Genomic DNA, 15,614 nt, shown 5'->3' with positions numbered 1-15,614 from the left:
GTTACGCTGAGTACATGCCCCAGACCGTCGCCGCCGAGTTCCCGTGGGGCGATGTGTGGGGGCAGGATGCCGCCGTCGAGACGCTCCGCGGCGCCGCATCCGACCCGGCTGCGCTGTCGCACGCGTGGCTGATCACGGGCCCCCCGGGGTCGGGGAGGTCCACCCTCGCCCACGCGTTCGCCGCGGCGCTCGTGGCCGACACCCCCGAAGACGAGTCGTCCATGCGGCAGGTGCTGGCGGGCACCCATCCCGACGTGACCGCCCTGCGCACCGACAAGGTCATCATCACCATCGCCGAGGCGCGCGCACTCGTCGAGCGCTCCTACTTCGCGCCCTCGGCCGGGCGGTACCGCGTCATCGTCGTCGAGGATGCCGATCGCATGGTCGAGCGCACCTCGAACGTGCTGCTGAAGGCCCTCGAAGAGCCGCCGGAGCAGACCGTGTGGATCCTGTGCGCTCCGAGCGAGGCCGATCTGCTGCCGACGATCCGATCCCGGGTCCGCTCGCTGCGGCTGCGCGAGCCCGACGTCGCCGACGTCGCGCGGCTGATCAGTCTGCGCACGGGCGCCGACGCGGCCGTCGCCGAGCAGTCCGCCCGTCACGCGCAGCGTCACATCGGCATGGCTCAGCGCCTCGCCACAGACGACGCCGCTCGACGTCGTCGCGACGAGACGCTGCGCTCGGTGCTCAGCGTCCGAGGGGTCGGCGACGCCGTGGAGGTCGCCGGGCGCATCATCCAGGCGGCCACGGAAGACGCGAAGACCCTCACGGCCGAGCGCGACGCCGCGGAGCGCGCCTCATTGCTGCGTACCGTGGGCATCGCCGAGGGGCAGGCCGTGCCGCCGGCGCTGCGCTCGCAGCTGTCCGCGCTCGAAGACGATCAGAAGAAGAGGGCGACGCGCAGCCTGCGCGACGGCATCGACCGCGTGCTCACCGATCTGCAGTCGATGTTCCGCGATGTCGTGATGCTGCAGTTCGGTCGCGGCGACGACCTCATCAACCGCGAACTGCGCGCCGAGCTGAGCGCGCTCGCGGATGCCTGGCCGGAGACACGTACTCTGGTCGTACTTGACCACCTTGCCGAGACACGCCAGTCGCTGGAGCGCAACGTCGCACCGCTGCTCGCCCTGGAGAGCTTGCTCGTGACCGTCACGAGCGGGAGGACACCGTGAACAACAGACCGACTTCCCGTTTCCGACGCGCCGCGATGGTGGTCGCTGGGCTCGCCGCGGCATCTGTCATGCTGTCCGGCTGCCTGTACTCGATGATCCCCGAGCAGTCGTCGTCGAAGCCGTCGGCGACCAACGCTCCCGACACCGAGGGCGTGGCCGAGAACCTGCTGCGCTTCTACGGGCAGACCCTCACCTGGACCGAATGCGGCACGGGCTTCGACTGCACCGACGTCACGGCGCCGCTCGACTGGGAGAACCCCGGCGACGGGGAGATCACCCTGTCGGTGATCCGCCACCAGGCGTCCGGCACGGCGAAGGGCTCGCTGCTCACGAACCCCGGCGGTCCCGGCGCGAGCGGTGTCGACCTCATCCAGAACAGCCTCGACTACGCCGTCGGCGCCGACCTGATCGCGAACTACGACGTGATCGGCTTCGATCCGCGCGGCGTCGGCCGGTCGACCGCAGTGACCTGCTTCGACGCGGCGGGCATGGACGACTACCTGTACTCCATCCCCGCGGCTCCCCGCGGAACCGCCGAGTGGGAGACCGAGCTCCTCGCCGCCCACAAGAAGTTCGCCGAGGCGTGCGAGGCGAACAGCAACGGCATCCTGCCGTTCATCACGACCATCAATGCGGCGCGCGACATGGACCTGATCCGCGGCGTCCTCGGCGACAAGAAGCTGAACTACCTCGGCTACTCCTACGGGACGTTCCTCGGCGCGACCTACGCAGAGCTGTACCCGGAGCGCGCCGGCCGACTCGTCCTCGACGGGGCGATCGACCCCGCCGTCTCCGGACTCGAGGTGAGCGCGACGCAGGCCATCGGCTTCGAGTCCGCGCTGCGTGCGTACATGAAGAGCTGCCTCGACTCGGGGAAATGCCCCTTCAACGGCTCGGTCGATGAGGCCATGACCGATCTCGGAGCGCTGCTCGCGAGCGTCGACGCCTCTCCGCTGAAGAACGGCGACGGTCGGCGGATGGGTGCGGATGCACTGATGACAGGGATCATCGCTGCGCTGTACTCGGAGGACAGCTGGAGCTACCTCACCGATGCGCTGAGCGGAGCGCTGCAGGGCGACCCGTCGATCGCGTTCCAGCTCGCGGACTTCTACAACGGCCGTGAGAACGGCACATACGCCGACAACTCCAGCGAGGCGTTCCGCGCGTACAACTGCATGGACTATCCGGTGGAGGATGACCCCGCGGCCGAGGCCGCGTCGACGGCGAAGATCGCCGAGGGCGCGCCGACCATCGCCAAGTACTGGGACGGCCCGGACTCCTGTTCGGTCTGGCCGTACCCGCCGACCGGCACGCGCGGGGAGATCCACGCCAAGGGTGCGGGGCCGATCCTCGTCGTCGGCACCACCAACGACCCGGCGACGCCGTACGAGTGGTCGGAGTCGCTCGCCAAGCAGCTCGACGAGGGCGTGCTGATCACCCGGGTCGGGGAGGGCCACACCGGCTACAACAAGGGCAACACGTGCGTGGACAAGGCCGTCGAGGCCTTCTTCCTGGACGACACGGTGCCCGAGAACGGCCTGCGCTGCGAGTGATGCCGGCTCGATTCGCGAGCGCGCTCCGAAACAGGTAATATCGGAGACCGCGCCGCTTTAGCTCAGTCGGCAGAGCATTTCACTCGTAATGAAAAGGTCGTCAGTTCGATTCTGACAAGCGGCTCCAGCAGGCCCCGTGATGAAGATCACGGGGCCTTTTGGTTTCCCGAGCGCGTACCCTCGGAATCATGAGCAGAGCGCTTCTCATCGTCGATGTGCAGAACGACTTCACCGAGGGCGGTGCGCTGGCCGTGGAGGGCGGGGATGCCGTGGCATCCGCGATCTCCACGTTCCTGACCGAGCACGCCGCCGACTACCGTGTCATCGTCGCGTCGCGCGACTGGCACGACGCCGACGGCGACAACGGCGGGCACTTCTCCGAACAGCCCGACTTCGTCGACACGTGGCCGGTGCACTGTGTCGCCGACACCGACGGTGCGGCCTACGACCCGCTCCTGGCGACGGATGCCGTCACGCATCACGTCCGGAAGGGGCAGGGGCGGCCCGCGTACTCGATGTTCGAGGGGACGACGGATGCCGGAGAGACGGTGTCCGCGGTGCTGACGGAGTTCGGCGTGCTGAGCGCGGACGTGGTGGGCATCGCCACGGACCACTGCGTGCGCGCGTCGGCCCTGGACGCGATCGCACACGGCGTCCAGGTGCGGATCCTCGCCGACCTCGTCGCAGGGGTCGCTCCGGAGCCCAGCGCCGCGGCTCTCGCCGAGCTCGCGCACGCCGGCGCCGTGCTCATCGAGAGCGCGGAGGCGTGACCGCGGAGCGCTGCGCACTGCTCCTGCGCGCGGTGAACGTCAGCGGACGCAACAGGGTGCCCATGGCCGAGCTGCGTGAGCTGCTGGGCGCGCGAACGGCTCTGACGACCGTCTCCACGTACATCGCGAGCGGCAACATCCTGTGCGACGCGCCCGCCGACCTCGGTGCGGCGTGTGCGGAGGTGCGGGCGCTGATCGCGGAGGCGTTCGGGGTCGACACTCCGGTGATCGCCCGGAGTCACGCCGAGCTCGAGGTCGCGCTCGCGGAGAACCCGTTTCCGGATGCGGCGCAGGACAAGATGCTGCACGCGATGTTCCTGGAGTCGGAGCCGGCCGAGGGTGCCGTCGACGCTCTGACGGAGCGGCTCGTCGCGGGGGAGCGGATCGCGCTGATCGGCCGGGACCTCTGGATCGACTACGACGAGGGCGGCGTGCAGAACACCAAGCTCACCAAGGCCGTCCTCGATCGCGCGCTCGGGGTGGCCGGCACGGCGCGGAACCTCCGTACCGTGCGCACGCTCGCCGAGCTCACGGCCTGAGAGCGCGGCTCAGCGCGACCGGCGGCGTCTGCGGATGCGCCTGCACGTCGACTCGACGGACGCCGCACCCGTCGCAGCGGACGTAGAGCACGAGGCCCTCGCTGGTCGGATGCCGCGAGTCGACGAGCCAGGCGTGCTCGTGAACGGGGGCGGTCTGGCGGGGGATCGGAAGTGTGTGCAGGGAGGTCATGCATCCAGCGTGATGTAATGGCCTTATGCATCTCAACCCTTACGGTGAGTACGCGGTCCTGTTGGCGGCATCCCTCGCCAACGACTGGCCGGCCGACCGCGCCGGAATCGAGGCGCGCACGCGGGAGTTCGGGATGACGATGGACTTCCCCGACGAACCCGACGACCACGAGCTGACCCGCGGGGTGATCGACGAGTGGCTGCGCGTCGTGGACGCCGAGCCCGGCCGGCCACGAGCCGAGCTGCTGAACGCGCAGATGGCGACGGCGGCCGCCTATCCGCGGCTCACTGATCATCACGACGAGGGCTGGCACCTGCACTACCGAGACGACGGCCAGCGGCTCGCGTTCGTCCTGAGGGCGGTGATCTCCGTGGGCACGGCCCTGCACCTGTCGACCCGGGGCATGACGCGTCTGCTCCGCTGCGAGGCCGAGCCCTGCACGAACGTCGTCGTCGACGTGACCCGCAACGGTCGCCAGCGATTCTGCTCGGTGCGATGCGCGAACCGCGCCGCCGTGCGCCGCCATCGCGCACGCGGAGGAGACTAGTCGCCCGTCGCTTCGGGCTCAGGTTCGGATCGTGGGGCGTGATCGTGTGTCATGGCCGCCGATCGCCAGTTCGGACCGAGCCGATCGTAGGTGACGATCGCGTGGCAGTTCCGGCATCGCACATCGCACTTCCCCATCTCGGTGGCGACCACTGCGAGGCTGTGACCGTTGCGAACGAGTCGCATCACCTCTCCGCGTTTCGCCGACCCGGGGCGATGGTCGAAATCGAGGACGCGGAGGTCCGATTCACCGCAGTCGACGCACGGATTCGCTGAGAGATACTCGGCGACGAACGAGATGCTCTCTGCCTGTCGCGCTTTCGTGCGTGCGCGGATGACCTTGATGTGGTGGTCGCGATTCTGCTGGTAATAGCGTCGAGAAGACTCTCTGTTGCACAGCCGGCAGACCTCTTGGTGACCGTCGGCGCTGGATCTCTTGCGATTGAAATCGGCGAGCGGTTTGCTCGCACCGCACGTCCCACAACGCTTCATGAGAGGACGCTAGCGCGCACGTCCGACGTTCTGCATTCACGGTGGGCCCCGAGGGGCTCGAACCCTCGACCCGCGGATTAACTTGCCACTTCGGCTTTCGCCGCCGCCCAGCAGGGCGTTCGTGGTCTGGACTGTCCCTTCACCTTGGCTCGCGCTGTAGGTGCCACCCGTCCAGTCTCTACACCTTCCGGACTCGCGTCCGGCTTGGCTCGGGATTGCCATCTGGTCTCCCAGGAAGGGTTCCCCGACTTTGAGTGGTGTCATCCCCGGAGTTTCCCCCGGGGCGCTCCTATTCTGTTGAAGTCCGATGCTCTGCCAACTGAGCTAGAGGCCCGTGTCCTCTCAGTCTAGTGTGCGCGAAAAGGGCCGCCGGCGACTCCCCGCACCGGCGGCCCTTCTTTCCTCTCGTCGTCCTCCCCCGAGGGACGAGAGGCGCCGAGAACCCCCGCTCGGCGTCCCGCGCCTTACTGGGCCGGGGGCATCAGCACGGAGTCGATCAGGTACACCGTGGCGTTCGCGGTCTGCACGCCGCCGCAGATGACCTTCGCGTCGTTGACCATGAGGTCGTCTCCGCTGCCGGTCACGGTGAGGTCGGCGCCCTGGACGGTCTTGTGCGTGCCGTCGATGTCGGACGGCTCGATCTGACCGGGGACCACGTGGTAGGTGAGGATCGACGACAGCGTCGCGCTGTCGGTCTTGAGCCCGTCGATCGTCGCCGCGTCGATCTTCGCGAACGCGTCATCCACCGGGGCGAAGACGGTGAACTCGCTGCCGTTGAGGGTGTCGACGAGGTTCACGTCCGGGTTGAGCTGACCGCTCACCGCGGCGACGAGCGTCTTCAGCATCGGGTTGTTGGATGCGGCGACCGCCACGGGGTCCTGAGACATCCCCTGGATGGATCCGGCTCCTGACGGAACCGCGTCGGCGTATGCCGCGCATCCGGGGCCGACGAGATTCGCCGCCGGGTCCATTGTCTCGGGTGCCGACGACTCAGACGACTCCGGCGCCGACGGCTTCGTCGTCTCCTCGGCCGGGGTGCTGCCCATGGTGCAGGCGGAGAGCAGGAATGCGCTCGCCAGCGTGAGGGTGACTGCTGCGGTGACCTTCTTCTTGGTGCTGAACATCTCGAGCTCCTTCAGAACTGGGCCACGGTCCGTCCGTGGCGTCGACATCTGTTCGGAGCCCCTCGCCGATCGGATGGGAGAAAGTTCCGTCCAATCCGAAACGGGGGTCGAGAGCGAACAGAGGGCGACAGAAGCGAGGACCTCATGGACCTGATCATCATCGGCCTGCTCGGCGGGCTCATCACCGGAATCTCACCGTGCATCCTGCCCGTGCTCCCGGTCATCTTCCTCACGGGGGGAGCGCAGTCGGCGAAGTTCGACGGTGAGGTCGTGCCGGCGAAGCGCAGCCGGCCGTACCTGGTGATCGCGGGCCTGGTGCTGAGCTTCACGCTCGTCACCCTCGGCGGATCGCTCCTGCTCGGGCTGCTGAATCTCCCGCAGGACATCATCCGCTGGGTCGGCATCGCCGTGCTGGTCATCATCGGCGTCGGCCTCCTCGTGCCGAGGTTCGAGCGGATCCTCGAGCGCCCCTTCCAGCGCTTCGGCCAGCGGGAGGTCAAGAACCGGGGCAGCGGGTTCGGCGTCGGCCTCGCCCTCGGCGCCGTGTTCGTGCCGTGCGCGGGCCCCGTGCTCGCCGCCATCATCGTGGCCGGCTCCACGGGCCGCATCGGAATCGGGACGATCCTGCTCACCGTGTCCTTCGCGATCGGCGTCGCGGTGCCGCTCCTGGTGTTCGCCCTGGCCGGAAGGGGCGTCATCGAGCGCATCCGCGCCTTCCGCACCCGCGAGCGCGGCCTGCGCATCGCCGCGGGGATCGCGATGATCGCGCTCGCCGTGGGGCTGGTCTTCAACGTCCCGCAGGCGCTGCAGCGCCTTCTGCCCGACTACACGTCATCTCTGCAGCAGGGGCTGGCCGATTCCGATCAGGTGTCGGATGCTCTCGATCTCGGCGGCCTCGTGAACGACGAGAACAAGGATCTCGACAAGTGCACGAACGGCGCCGCCGAACTCGAATCCTGCGGCACGGCGCCCTCGATCAAGGGGATCCAGCAGTGGCTCAACACCCCTGGGGGTGAGGCCGTGGATCTGAAGAGCCTCCGCGGCAAGGTCGTGCTGATCGACTTCTGGGCGTACTCCTGCATCAACTGCCAGCGCTCGCTCCCGCATGTCGTCGCCTGGGATGCCGCGTACCGCGACCTGGGGCTCGAGGTCATCGGCATCCACTCCCCGGAGTACGCGTTCGAGAAGGATCCGGGCAACGTCGCTGCGGGAGTCGCCGACTTCGGCATCGACTACCCGGTCGCCCTGGACAACAACCTCGCGACGTGGACGAACTACCGCAACCGGTACTGGCCGGCGCACTACCTCATCGATGCGCAGGGGATCGTCCGCCACATCTCCTTCGGCGAGGGCAACTACGCCGCGACCGAGAAGCTCATCCGGGAGCTGCTGAAGGACGCCGATCCCGCTGTCCAGCTGCCCGCGGCGACGGATGTCGTCGATGAGACGCCCGACGTCGGCTCGACGACGCGGGAGACGTTCCTCGGCTCCTCGAAGGACGTGAACTACGGCGGCGTCACGGAGTACCGCTCCGGCACCCGCGACTTCGCGCTCCCCGACAAGCAGCCGGACGACAGCTTCGCTCTCGGCGGAGGCTGGACGGTGGAGACGCAGTACGCGACGCCGTCCGGCGGTTCCGGCAGCATCCGCCTGAACTATCACGCCGCCGAGGTGCGCATGGTCGTCGCCGGCTCTGGCGAGGTCGTCGTGCGCGACGACAAGGGCAATGAGCAGCGCATCCGCGTCGACGGCACTCCGCGCTCCTACGCCCTGGAGAAGGCGGATGCCGTCGTCCAGGGGTCGTTCACCCTCGAGGTGCCCACCGGAGTGCAGGTCTATTCCTTCACCTTCGGGTGAGGTCTGCACGGGATCGAGAGGAGATGCGGCATGCTGGTGGAGATGGTCATCGACGGGGTGGACGTACCCGAGGACGGAACGGCGCGGGATGCCGTCGCCGATCTCCTCGGGCGCATCGCCGACGGCGACCAGGCGGCGTTCGCCGCGCTCTACGACACGCTGTCGCCCCGCGTGTTCGGTCTCATCCTCCGCGTGCTCGTCAACCGCTCGCAGAGCGAGGAGGTGCTCCAGGAGGTGTTCCTGGAGATCTGGCAATCCGCCGACCGCTTCGCTCCGAACAAAGGGCAGGGACGGACCTGGGTGATGACGATCGCCCATCGTCGAGCGGTGGACAGGGTGCGCGCATCCCAGTCCAGTGCCGATCGCGATGTGCGGGCGGGACTCAGGGACATCGGGGTGGCGCACGACAGCGTCGCCGAGCAGGTCGAACTGGGCATCGAGGGAGAGAAGGTCGTCGATGCGCTCTCGGGGCTACCCGAGGCGCAGCGGGAGGCTCTCGTCCTCGCCTACTACGGCGGATACAGTCAGAACGAGATCGCGGTGCTCGTGGGAGCACCGCTGGGGACGATCAAGACACGGATGCGAGACGGGCTCATGCGTCTCCGCAGCGCGATGGGGGTGACGGCATGAACGAGCAGGAGTTCGCAGAGCTCTCCGCGGCGGCGGCGCTGCACGCGCTGTCTCCCGATGACGAGCGACGGTTCCGCACCGCCCTGGCCGTGCACCCTGAATGGCGGCGGATCGCCCGAGCGGATGCCGAGGCCGCTGCCGCGCTCGCGCTGCCCGTCCCTCCGGTGACGCCTCCGAGGGACATCCGCTCGGCTCTCCTCTCCGCCATCGCGGACGCGCCGCAGGGCGACCGGGAGACGGCGTCGGCTCCTCCTGCTCCGACCCCGGCCGCCGAGACCCGTGACAGGACCGATGACGGCGGCCGCGATGCCGCGAGCCGCCCGCACTCTTCTGCGGCTCTCCCGCAGGACACGCCCGCGGGGGACCCCCAGCCGGCTCCCCGTGAACGTCGTCGCGGACTGCGGATCCTCTTCGCGCTCGCCGCATGCCTCGTGCTGCTGGTCGGCATCGGCATGGGCGCGACGGCCCTGAGCTCCTATCTGAACCGTCCGGCGGCCGTCGTCGCCCTGGAGCAGATCGAGGCATCAGGCGATGCGCAGCAGGCGGAGGTGCCCGTGGCAGCAGGCGGCAGCGCCACGGCGCACTGGTCGGCATCCCTGGGCAGGGCCGTGCTCGTCACGGAGGGCATCGCCGCTCCGGCCGACGGGCAGACGTACGAGCTGTGGTTCGTGCGCGGGGACACGGCGGTGTCGGCGGGCACGTTCTCCGTGGACGACGGGAAGGCCACCGCGGAGCTGCGCGGTGAGATGAAGGCGGGCGACGCGATCGCCGTGACGGTCGAGCAGTCCGGAGGATCACCCACCGGCGTCCCGACCTCAGACCCGGTCATCGTCATCCCCACCGCCTGAACGCTGCTCGACGCGCGTACCCTGGAGGGATGCCCGAGCAGCACCATCGCCCTGTGCGCCGCCCCACCAGCGCCTTCGACAACATCGTCGGTTCCCACGACCCCGCCGAGGAGACGCGGGTCGCGCACGCGACGGCATCCGCCCTGCTCACCAGGGTGCGTGCCGACGAGAGCGGCGTCAGCGCCGAGCGTCTCGTCGCGTTCACTGCCGAGCACGGCATCGACGAGATCGCGGAGCTGTGGTCGAAAGCCCCCTCCCGCACGCTCCCGGGTGCGCTGTGGCGGCTCTACGTGCTGCAGCTGGCGATCCACGGCGACCCGCAGACGGCGGCGCTGCTCTACGAGCGCGGACGCGTCGAGCTCGCGTCGGCCGACGCGGTCATCGCCGGAGCGCCGGTCCAGGCGAACCCCGACGAGCTCGTCGCCTTGATCGACACCATCCTGCGCGGCGCCTTCCGGGGCGACTTCGCGGTCGCGCTCGACAGGGCGGCTGCGTTCTGCCGCGTGCAGGCGTCGGGCGCGACGCACCTGGCCGACGACTACGAGGTGACGGAACCGGCGAGGGCGAGCGAGCTCACCACGAGGGCGCTGAGATTGAGCGCCTACGGGCAGGACCTGTCCGCGGCCGCGGTGCTGTGGCGGATGGACGCGCTGGCCTGACCGGAGGCGTCAGGGCGGAGGAGGCCCGATGGGCCCGGGTATGAGAAGACCGGGCCGCAAGAACGCCTCTCGGCGGAAGGCCGCTCGCAGCGGCAAAAATTGGAGCCCGGGGTTATGCGGCCCGGCCGATCAAGTGTAACGCGATCTCGCCTCCGCTATTCCCGACCTCTAGGCTCGGATCATGACCCGGCGCTTCGCACTCATGATCGATCCCGTCGCCGCATCCGAGGAGCGCGCCGACTTCGCAGACACCTTCACGTTGGTGGATGCCGCGGCCCCCGCGCTCAGCGTGGGCGAGCTCAGCACCCAGCGCGGAGACGGCGTGTTCGAATCGATCGGCGTGGTCGACGGGCACGCGCAGGAGGTCGTGCCGCATCTGGAGCGACTCGCGCACTCCGCGCGGCTGTGCGACCTCCCGGCGCCTCATCAGGAGCAGTGGCGGCAGGCGGTCGCGGTCGCCGCGGCGGAGTGCGGCGAGGGGGAGGCCGTGATCAAGCTCATCCTCAGTCGTGGCGTCGAGCACGGGCCCACGCCGACGGCCTGGGTGACGGCGGCGCCCGCGGCGGACTTCTCGGCCGCGCGCGTGCACGGCATCCGCGTCGTGACGCTCGACCGCGGGTACGACCTGCACGTCGCCGAGCGTGCGCCGTGGCTGCTGCTGGGCGCCAAGACCCTCTCGTACGCGGTCAACATGGCGGCGCTGCGCGAGGCGCACCGTCGAGGTGCGGATGACGCGGTCTTCCTCTCCAGCGACGGATTCATCCTGGAGGCGCCGACCGCCTCGCTCATCCTCCGCTTCGGGGACCGCTTCGTCACGCCGGCGCCGAACGGCGGCATCCTGCACGGGACGACGCAGCTCAGCGTCTACGACCACCTCACGGCCCGCGGTTTCGAGGTCGGGTACGCCGAGATCCCGGCATCCGACCTCGCCACGGCGGATGCCGCCTGGCTCGTCTCGAGCGTCCGTCTCGCCGCTCCGATCACCGCTGTCGACGGGGTGGAGCTGCCCGTCGACTCCGCCCTCACGGCCGAGCTGAACGCATACCTCCTGTCTCCCCGCGACTGACCCCGGGGAGGTCGGGGGCTGATCCCGGAGAGTCGTCGTGCCGATTCCGGGCATAGATTCGGAACCCGTGTCCGAGCACAGCTTCGGAGCGGAACGAAGAAACGCCGTGCAGATCTCACGATCGCACGGCGTTTCTCATCCGGACTCCGAAGCTGTGCCCCCCCGAGACGGAGGACCGAGCCAGAGCGGCCGGGGCTTATCCGAAGCGGCCGGAGACGTAGTCCTCGGTGGCCTGGACGGACGGAGTCGTGAAGATGCTCGTGGTGTTGTCGTACTCGATGAGCTTGCCGGGCTTGCCGGTGCCGGCGATGTTGAAGAAGGCCGTCTTGTCGGAGACGCGGGATGCCTGCTGCATGTTGTGCGTCACGATGACGATCGTGTACTCGGTCTTGAGCTCGCCGATCAGCTCCTCGATCGCGTAAGTCGAGATCGGGTCGAGGGCCGAGCAGGGCTCGTCCATCAGCAGCACGTCGGGGGAGACCGCGATGGCCCGCGCGATGCACAGACGCTGCTGCTGGCCGCCCGAGAGGCCGGAGCCCGGCTTGTCGAGACGGTCCTTGACCTCGTTCCACAGGTTCGCGCCCTGCAGGGACTTCTCCACCAGCGCGTCGGCGTCGGACTTCGAGATGCGCTTGTTGTTGAGCTTGACGCCGGCCAGCACGTTCTCGCGGATCGACATGGTGGGGAACGGGTTCGGGCGCTGGAAGACCATGCCCACCTGGCGGCGGACGGTCACCGGGTCGACGGTCGCGCCGTACAGGTCGTCTCCGTCGAGGAGCACCTGGCCCTCGACGCGAGCGCCGGGGATGACCTCGTGCATGCGGTTCAGCGTGCGGAGGAAGGTCGACTTGCCGCAGCCCGACGGGCCGATGAACGCGGTGACGCTGCGCGGCTCGATGTCGAGAGAGACGCCCTCGACGGCGAGGAAGTCGCCGTAGTAGACGTTGAGGTCGTTGACTTCGATGCTCTTGGACACGTGAGGTTCCTTCGGGTTGTGGCTCAGCGGCCGGTCTTCGGGGCGAACACCTTCGCGACGATGCGCGCGACCAGGTTCAGCACCATGACGATGACGATCAGTGTGAGGGCGGCGGCCCAGGCGCGGTCCACGTAGGCCTCGGCGGGGATGCCCTGGTACGCGTACTGCGAGTAGATGAACACCGGCAGCGTCTGCATCCGTCCGCCGAAGAGGTTGTAGTTCATCGCGTCGGTGAAGCCGGCGGTGAGCAGCAGCGGAGCGGTCTCGCCGATGACGCGCGAGATGGCGAGCATGACGCCCGTCGTGATGCCGGCGATCGAGGTGGGAAGCACGACCTTCACGATCGTGAGCCACTTCGGCACGCCCAGCGCGTACGACGCCTCGCGCAGGTCGTTCGGCACCAGACGCAGCATCTCCTCGGTGGAGCGCACGACGACCGGGATCATCAGCACCGACAGCGCCACGGAGCCCATGATGCCCATGCGCACACCGGGGCCGAAGATCAGCGCGAACACGGCGTAGGCGAACAGACCGGCGACGATCGACGGGATGCCGGTCATCACGTCGACGAGGAAGGTGATGATCTTCGACATCCGCGTGCCCCGACCGTACTCGACCAGGTAGACGGCCGTCATGAGGCCGATCGGCACGGAGATGATCGTGGCGGCGAGCGTGACGAGCAGCGTGCCCATGATGGCGTGCAGCGCTCCGCCGCCCTCGCCGAGCACTCCGCGCATCGAGGAGTTGAAGAACAGCGGATCGATGCGCGCGATGCCGTTGGAGATCACGGTCCAGCCGACCGAGACCAGCGGCACCATCGCGATGAGGAACGCGGAGGTGACAACGCCCGTGACGAAGCGGTCCAGCGCCTTGCGCGGCCCCTCGACGATGCGCGAGGTCACGTAGACGATGATCAGGTAGAGGATGGCGCCGACGACGAGGCTTCCGGCGATGTTGAAGGCGGATCCGGATGCCGCGGCCATCACGCCGAACGGTGCGGCGGCGACGACGAGCGCGATGCCGAGGAGGGCCCAGGGGGTCCAGCGGGGCAGGTGGCCGGAGGAGAGCGATGCGCGCGAGGTCTGGATCGCGCGAGGCGTCTGGGGGGCGATCACGGTCATGTCAGTTCGCTCCCGAGAATTCCTTGCGGCGGTTCACGAACCAGCGCGCGACCGCGTTCACCGCGAAGGTCACGATGAACAGGATCAGACCGGTCGCGATGAGGACGTTGATGTTCGTCTTGTAGGCCTCGGCGAAGGTGAGCGCGATGTTCGCGGCGATCGTCGAGGGGTTCGTCGAGGTGAGCATCTCGATCGTGACGGCCTTGCTCACGGAGAGGACCATGGCCACGGCCATCGTCTCGCCGAGGGCGCGTCCCAGGCCGAGCATCGATCCTGACACGATGCCGGAGCGGCCGAAGGGCAGCACGGCCATGCGGATCATCTCCCAGCGCGTGGCGCCGAGGGCGAGCGCCGCCTCCTCATGGAGGCGGGGGGTCTGCAGGAAGATCTCGCGGCAGATGGCCGTGATGATCGGCACCACCATGACCGCGAGCACGATCGCGGCGGTGAGGATGGTGCGGCCCGTCGGCGAGACGACCCCGCCGAAGAAGGGGATCCAGCCGAGGTTGGTGTTGAGCCAGACATAGACCGGCTGCACCGCGGGGGCGAGTACGAAGATGCCCCACAGGCCGAAGACGACGGAGGGCACCGCGGCCAGCAGGTCGACGACATAGCCGATGGTCTGCGCGAGGCGGCGCGGTGCGTAGTGGGTGATGAAGAGCGCCACGCCGAGCGACAGCGGCACGGCGATGAGCAGCGCGAGGAACGCGGCCCAGAGGGTTCCGAACAGCAGCGGGCCGACGTAGTCCCAGAAGCCGGTCGTCAGCAGTGATGCGGTCTCGTGGTCGGCGGTGAAGGCGGGAATGGACTGCACGATGAGGAAGATCGCGACCGCGGCGAGCGTGATCATGATCATGGAGCCGGCGGCGACCGCCGTGCCGGAGAACCAGATGTCGCCGGCGCGCTTCTTCGCGACGATGCGGGCTGGAGCCTCCGCTGTCGTGGCTGTCATGGGAGCTGCTTCCTGCTCGGTGATGTTCGGGTATCGGGTGCGGACAGACGGTGTCCGGGATGCCGTGGCACCCCGGACACCGTCTACTGGGTCACTTGATGAGGTCGATCGCGGCCTGCGCCTTGGTGCGCAGGTCGTCGGAGATCGGGGCGCTGCCGGCGTTCTTCGCGGCGGCGTCCTGGCCCTCGGCGCTGATGGCGGTCGTGAAGAACGCCTTGGTCAGGGCGGCGACGTTCTCGTCCTCGTACTCGGCGCAGGCGATCAGGTAACTGACGAGGAGCACCGGGTAGGCGCCCTTCTCGGTCGTGGTGCGGTCGATCGCGAACGCGAGGTCGCCCTCGGTGCGGCCGTCCTCGACCTTGGAGGCGTCGAGGGTGATCGCGGCGCCCTCGGCGGAGTGCGCGACGAACTCGTCGCCGACCTTGACGCTGACCGACGCGAAGTCGGCGGCCTGCGAGGAGTCGATGTAGCCGATGAGGCCCTGGCCGCCCTTGACGGCGTTGGCGACGCCCGAGGTCTTCTCCGCGGACTCGCCGCCGAGCTCGGTCGGCCACTCCTCGACGCTGCCGAAGGTCCAGGCGTCGGGAGCGGTCTGGGCGAGGTAGTCGGTGAAGTTGCCCGTGGTGCCCGACTTGTCGGAGCGGTGCACCGGCGAGATCGCCAGGTCGGGGAGGTCGACGCCCTTGTTGGTCGCGGCGATCGCCGGGTCGTTCCACTTGGTGATCTTTCCGGCGAAGATGCCGGCGATGGTCTCGGGGTCGAGGTCGAGCGAGTCGATGCCGTCGAGCGTGAAGACGATGGCGATGGGGGAGACGTACGCGGGGACCTCGATGAGGTCGGAGCCGTCGACGCAGGCGCCGAAGCCGCCGGCCTTGACCTCGTCGGTCTTGAACGCCCGGTCGGAGCCGGCGAAGTTCACTGCGCCCTGCTGGAAGGACTCGCGGCCTGCGCCGGAGCCGGCCGGGTCGTACTCGACCACGGCGTCGGGGTTGGTCTTCTGGAACTCAGCGGTCCACGACTGGATGGCGACCTGCTGGGCCGAGGAGCCCGAGCCGACCAGCGAGCCCGAGAGAGCGGGGGCGTCGGACGTGGGAGCGTCGGTGGAGCCGCCGGTGCCGC

At 68.8% G+C, this 15,614-nt stretch carries 17 protein-coding genes and 1 tRNA gene; 11 read left to right on the top strand and 7 right to left on the bottom strand.

Annotated features, from left to right (window positions below; translation table 11 throughout):
- Positions 1 to 14: 14 nt before the first annotated feature.
- The 5 genes from CQ047_RS08135 to CQ047_RS08115 all read left to right on the top strand — a co-directional run bounded on the left by CQ047_RS08135 (position 15) and on the right by CQ047_RS08115 (position 4,034).
- Positions 15 to 1,172, top strand: coding sequence for a DNA polymerase III subunit delta' (locus CQ047_RS08135; protein ID WP_105674069.1), 1,158 nt, complete (start codon positions 15 to 17; stop codon positions 1,170 to 1,172).
- 35 nt (positions 1,173 to 1,207) lie between these two features.
- The gene (locus CQ047_RS08130; RefSeq protein WP_105674067.1) at positions 1,208 to 2,725 is read left to right on the top strand and encodes an alpha/beta hydrolase; all 1,518 of its coding nucleotides are present in this window, start codon (positions 1,208 to 1,210) and stop codon (positions 2,723 to 2,725) included.
- 51 nt (positions 2,726 to 2,776) lie between these two features.
- Positions 2,777 to 2,852, top strand: a tRNA-Thr gene (locus tag CQ047_RS08125).
- A 61-nt stretch (positions 2,853 to 2,913) separates the two neighbouring features.
- Positions 2,914 to 3,495 carry an isochorismatase family protein gene (locus tag CQ047_RS08120; RefSeq protein WP_105674065.1) on the top strand — a complete coding sequence of 194 codons (582 nt, stop codon included), beginning with the start codon at positions 2,914 to 2,916 and terminating at the stop codon, positions 3,493 to 3,495.
- Positions 3,492 to 4,034 (top strand): DUF1697 domain-containing protein, encoded by a 543-nt coding sequence (locus CQ047_RS08115; RefSeq protein WP_258132540.1) that lies wholly within the window; start codon positions 3,492 to 3,494, stop codon positions 4,032 to 4,034. The genes CQ047_RS08120 and CQ047_RS08115 overlap by 4 nt, the downstream gene beginning before the upstream one ends.
- Here CQ047_RS08115 and CQ047_RS08110 read toward each other — a convergent pair.
- Complete coding sequence (locus CQ047_RS08110) at positions 4,024 to 4,224, bottom strand: hypothetical protein (RefSeq protein ID WP_105674063.1); 201 nt, start codon at positions 4,222 to 4,224, stop codon at positions 4,024 to 4,026. The genes CQ047_RS08115 and CQ047_RS08110 overlap by 11 nt on opposite strands.
- Before the next feature lie 25 nt (positions 4,225 to 4,249).
- Here CQ047_RS08110 and CQ047_RS08105 point away from each other — a divergent pair, with 25 nt between their 5' ends.
- Positions 4,250 to 4,771, top strand: a complete 522-nt coding sequence (locus CQ047_RS08105) for a CGNR zinc finger domain-containing protein (RefSeq protein WP_105674061.1) — start codon at positions 4,250 to 4,252, stop codon at positions 4,769 to 4,771.
- Here the strand turns inward: CQ047_RS08105 and CQ047_RS18675 are convergent.
- Positions 4,768 to 5,262 (bottom strand): hypothetical protein, encoded by a 495-nt coding sequence (locus CQ047_RS18675; RefSeq protein WP_146114296.1) that lies wholly within the window; start codon positions 5,260 to 5,262, stop codon positions 4,768 to 4,770. The genes CQ047_RS08105 and CQ047_RS18675 overlap by 4 nt on opposite strands.
- A gap of 464 nt (positions 5,263 to 5,726) precedes the next feature.
- Positions 5,727 to 6,386, bottom strand: coding sequence for a fasciclin domain-containing protein (locus tag CQ047_RS08095; protein ID WP_105674057.1), 660 nt, complete (start codon positions 6,384 to 6,386; stop codon positions 5,727 to 5,729).
- A gap of 144 nt (positions 6,387 to 6,530) precedes the next feature.
- Here CQ047_RS08095 and CQ047_RS08090 point away from each other — a divergent pair, with 144 nt between their 5' ends.
- From CQ047_RS08090 to CQ047_RS08070, 5 genes are all read left to right on the top strand, one after another.
- Positions 6,531 to 8,243 carry a cytochrome c biogenesis protein DipZ gene (locus tag CQ047_RS08090; RefSeq protein WP_105674055.1) on the top strand — a complete coding sequence of 571 codons (1,713 nt, stop codon included), beginning with the start codon at positions 6,531 to 6,533 and terminating at the stop codon, positions 8,241 to 8,243.
- A 30-nt stretch (positions 8,244 to 8,273) separates the two neighbouring features.
- The gene (gene sigK, locus CQ047_RS08085) at positions 8,274 to 8,873 is read left to right on the top strand and encodes an ECF RNA polymerase sigma factor SigK (protein WP_181155875.1); all 600 of its coding nucleotides are present in this window, start codon (positions 8,274 to 8,276) and stop codon (positions 8,871 to 8,873) included.
- Positions 8,870 to 9,721, top strand: a complete 852-nt coding sequence (locus CQ047_RS08080) for an anti-sigma factor (RefSeq protein ID WP_105674053.1) — start codon at positions 8,870 to 8,872, stop codon at positions 9,719 to 9,721. Before sigK ends, CQ047_RS08080 begins: the two co-directional genes overlap by 4 nt.
- 29 nt (positions 9,722 to 9,750) lie before the next feature.
- Positions 9,751 to 10,380, top strand: coding sequence for a DNA-directed RNA polymerase subunit beta (locus CQ047_RS08075; protein WP_105674051.1), 630 nt, complete (start codon positions 9,751 to 9,753; stop codon positions 10,378 to 10,380).
- A gap of 181 nt (positions 10,381 to 10,561) precedes the next feature.
- Positions 10,562 to 11,446, top strand: a complete 885-nt coding sequence (locus CQ047_RS08070) for an aminodeoxychorismate lyase (protein WP_105674049.1) — start codon at positions 10,562 to 10,564, stop codon at positions 11,444 to 11,446.
- 196 nt (positions 11,447 to 11,642) lie between these two features.
- Here CQ047_RS08070 and pstB read toward each other — a convergent pair whose 3' ends face one another.
- From pstB to pstS, 4 genes are all read right to left on the bottom strand, one after another.
- Positions 11,643 to 12,422, bottom strand: a complete 780-nt coding sequence (gene pstB / locus CQ047_RS08065; protein WP_105674047.1) for a phosphate ABC transporter ATP-binding protein PstB — start codon at positions 12,420 to 12,422, stop codon at positions 11,643 to 11,645.
- A gap of 23 nt (positions 12,423 to 12,445) precedes the next feature.
- Entirely contained in the window at positions 12,446 to 13,543 is a 1,098-nt protein-coding gene (gene pstA, locus CQ047_RS08060; RefSeq protein ID WP_105674045.1) for a phosphate ABC transporter permease PstA, read from the bottom strand.
- Position 13,544: 1 nt separating this feature from the next.
- The gene (gene pstC, locus CQ047_RS08055; protein ID WP_105674043.1) at positions 13,545 to 14,495 is read right to left on the bottom strand and encodes a phosphate ABC transporter permease subunit PstC; all 951 of its coding nucleotides are present in this window, start codon (positions 14,493 to 14,495) and stop codon (positions 13,545 to 13,547) included.
- 91 nt (positions 14,496 to 14,586) lie between these two features.
- Positions 14,587 to 15,614, bottom strand: a 1,028-nt coding sequence (pstS, locus tag CQ047_RS08050) for a phosphate ABC transporter substrate-binding protein PstS (protein WP_258132539.1), incomplete at its 5' end; no start/stop codon positions are given.

It is taken from the genome of Microbacterium sp. MYb72, assembly GCF_002979415.1.
In the GTDB taxonomy this organism is placed as follows: Bacteria; Actinomycetota; Actinomycetes; order Actinomycetales; family Microbacteriaceae; genus Microbacterium; species Microbacterium natoriense.
Note: the sequence above shows the minus strand (reverse complement) of the source record. Positions and strands in the feature narration are given on the sequence as shown.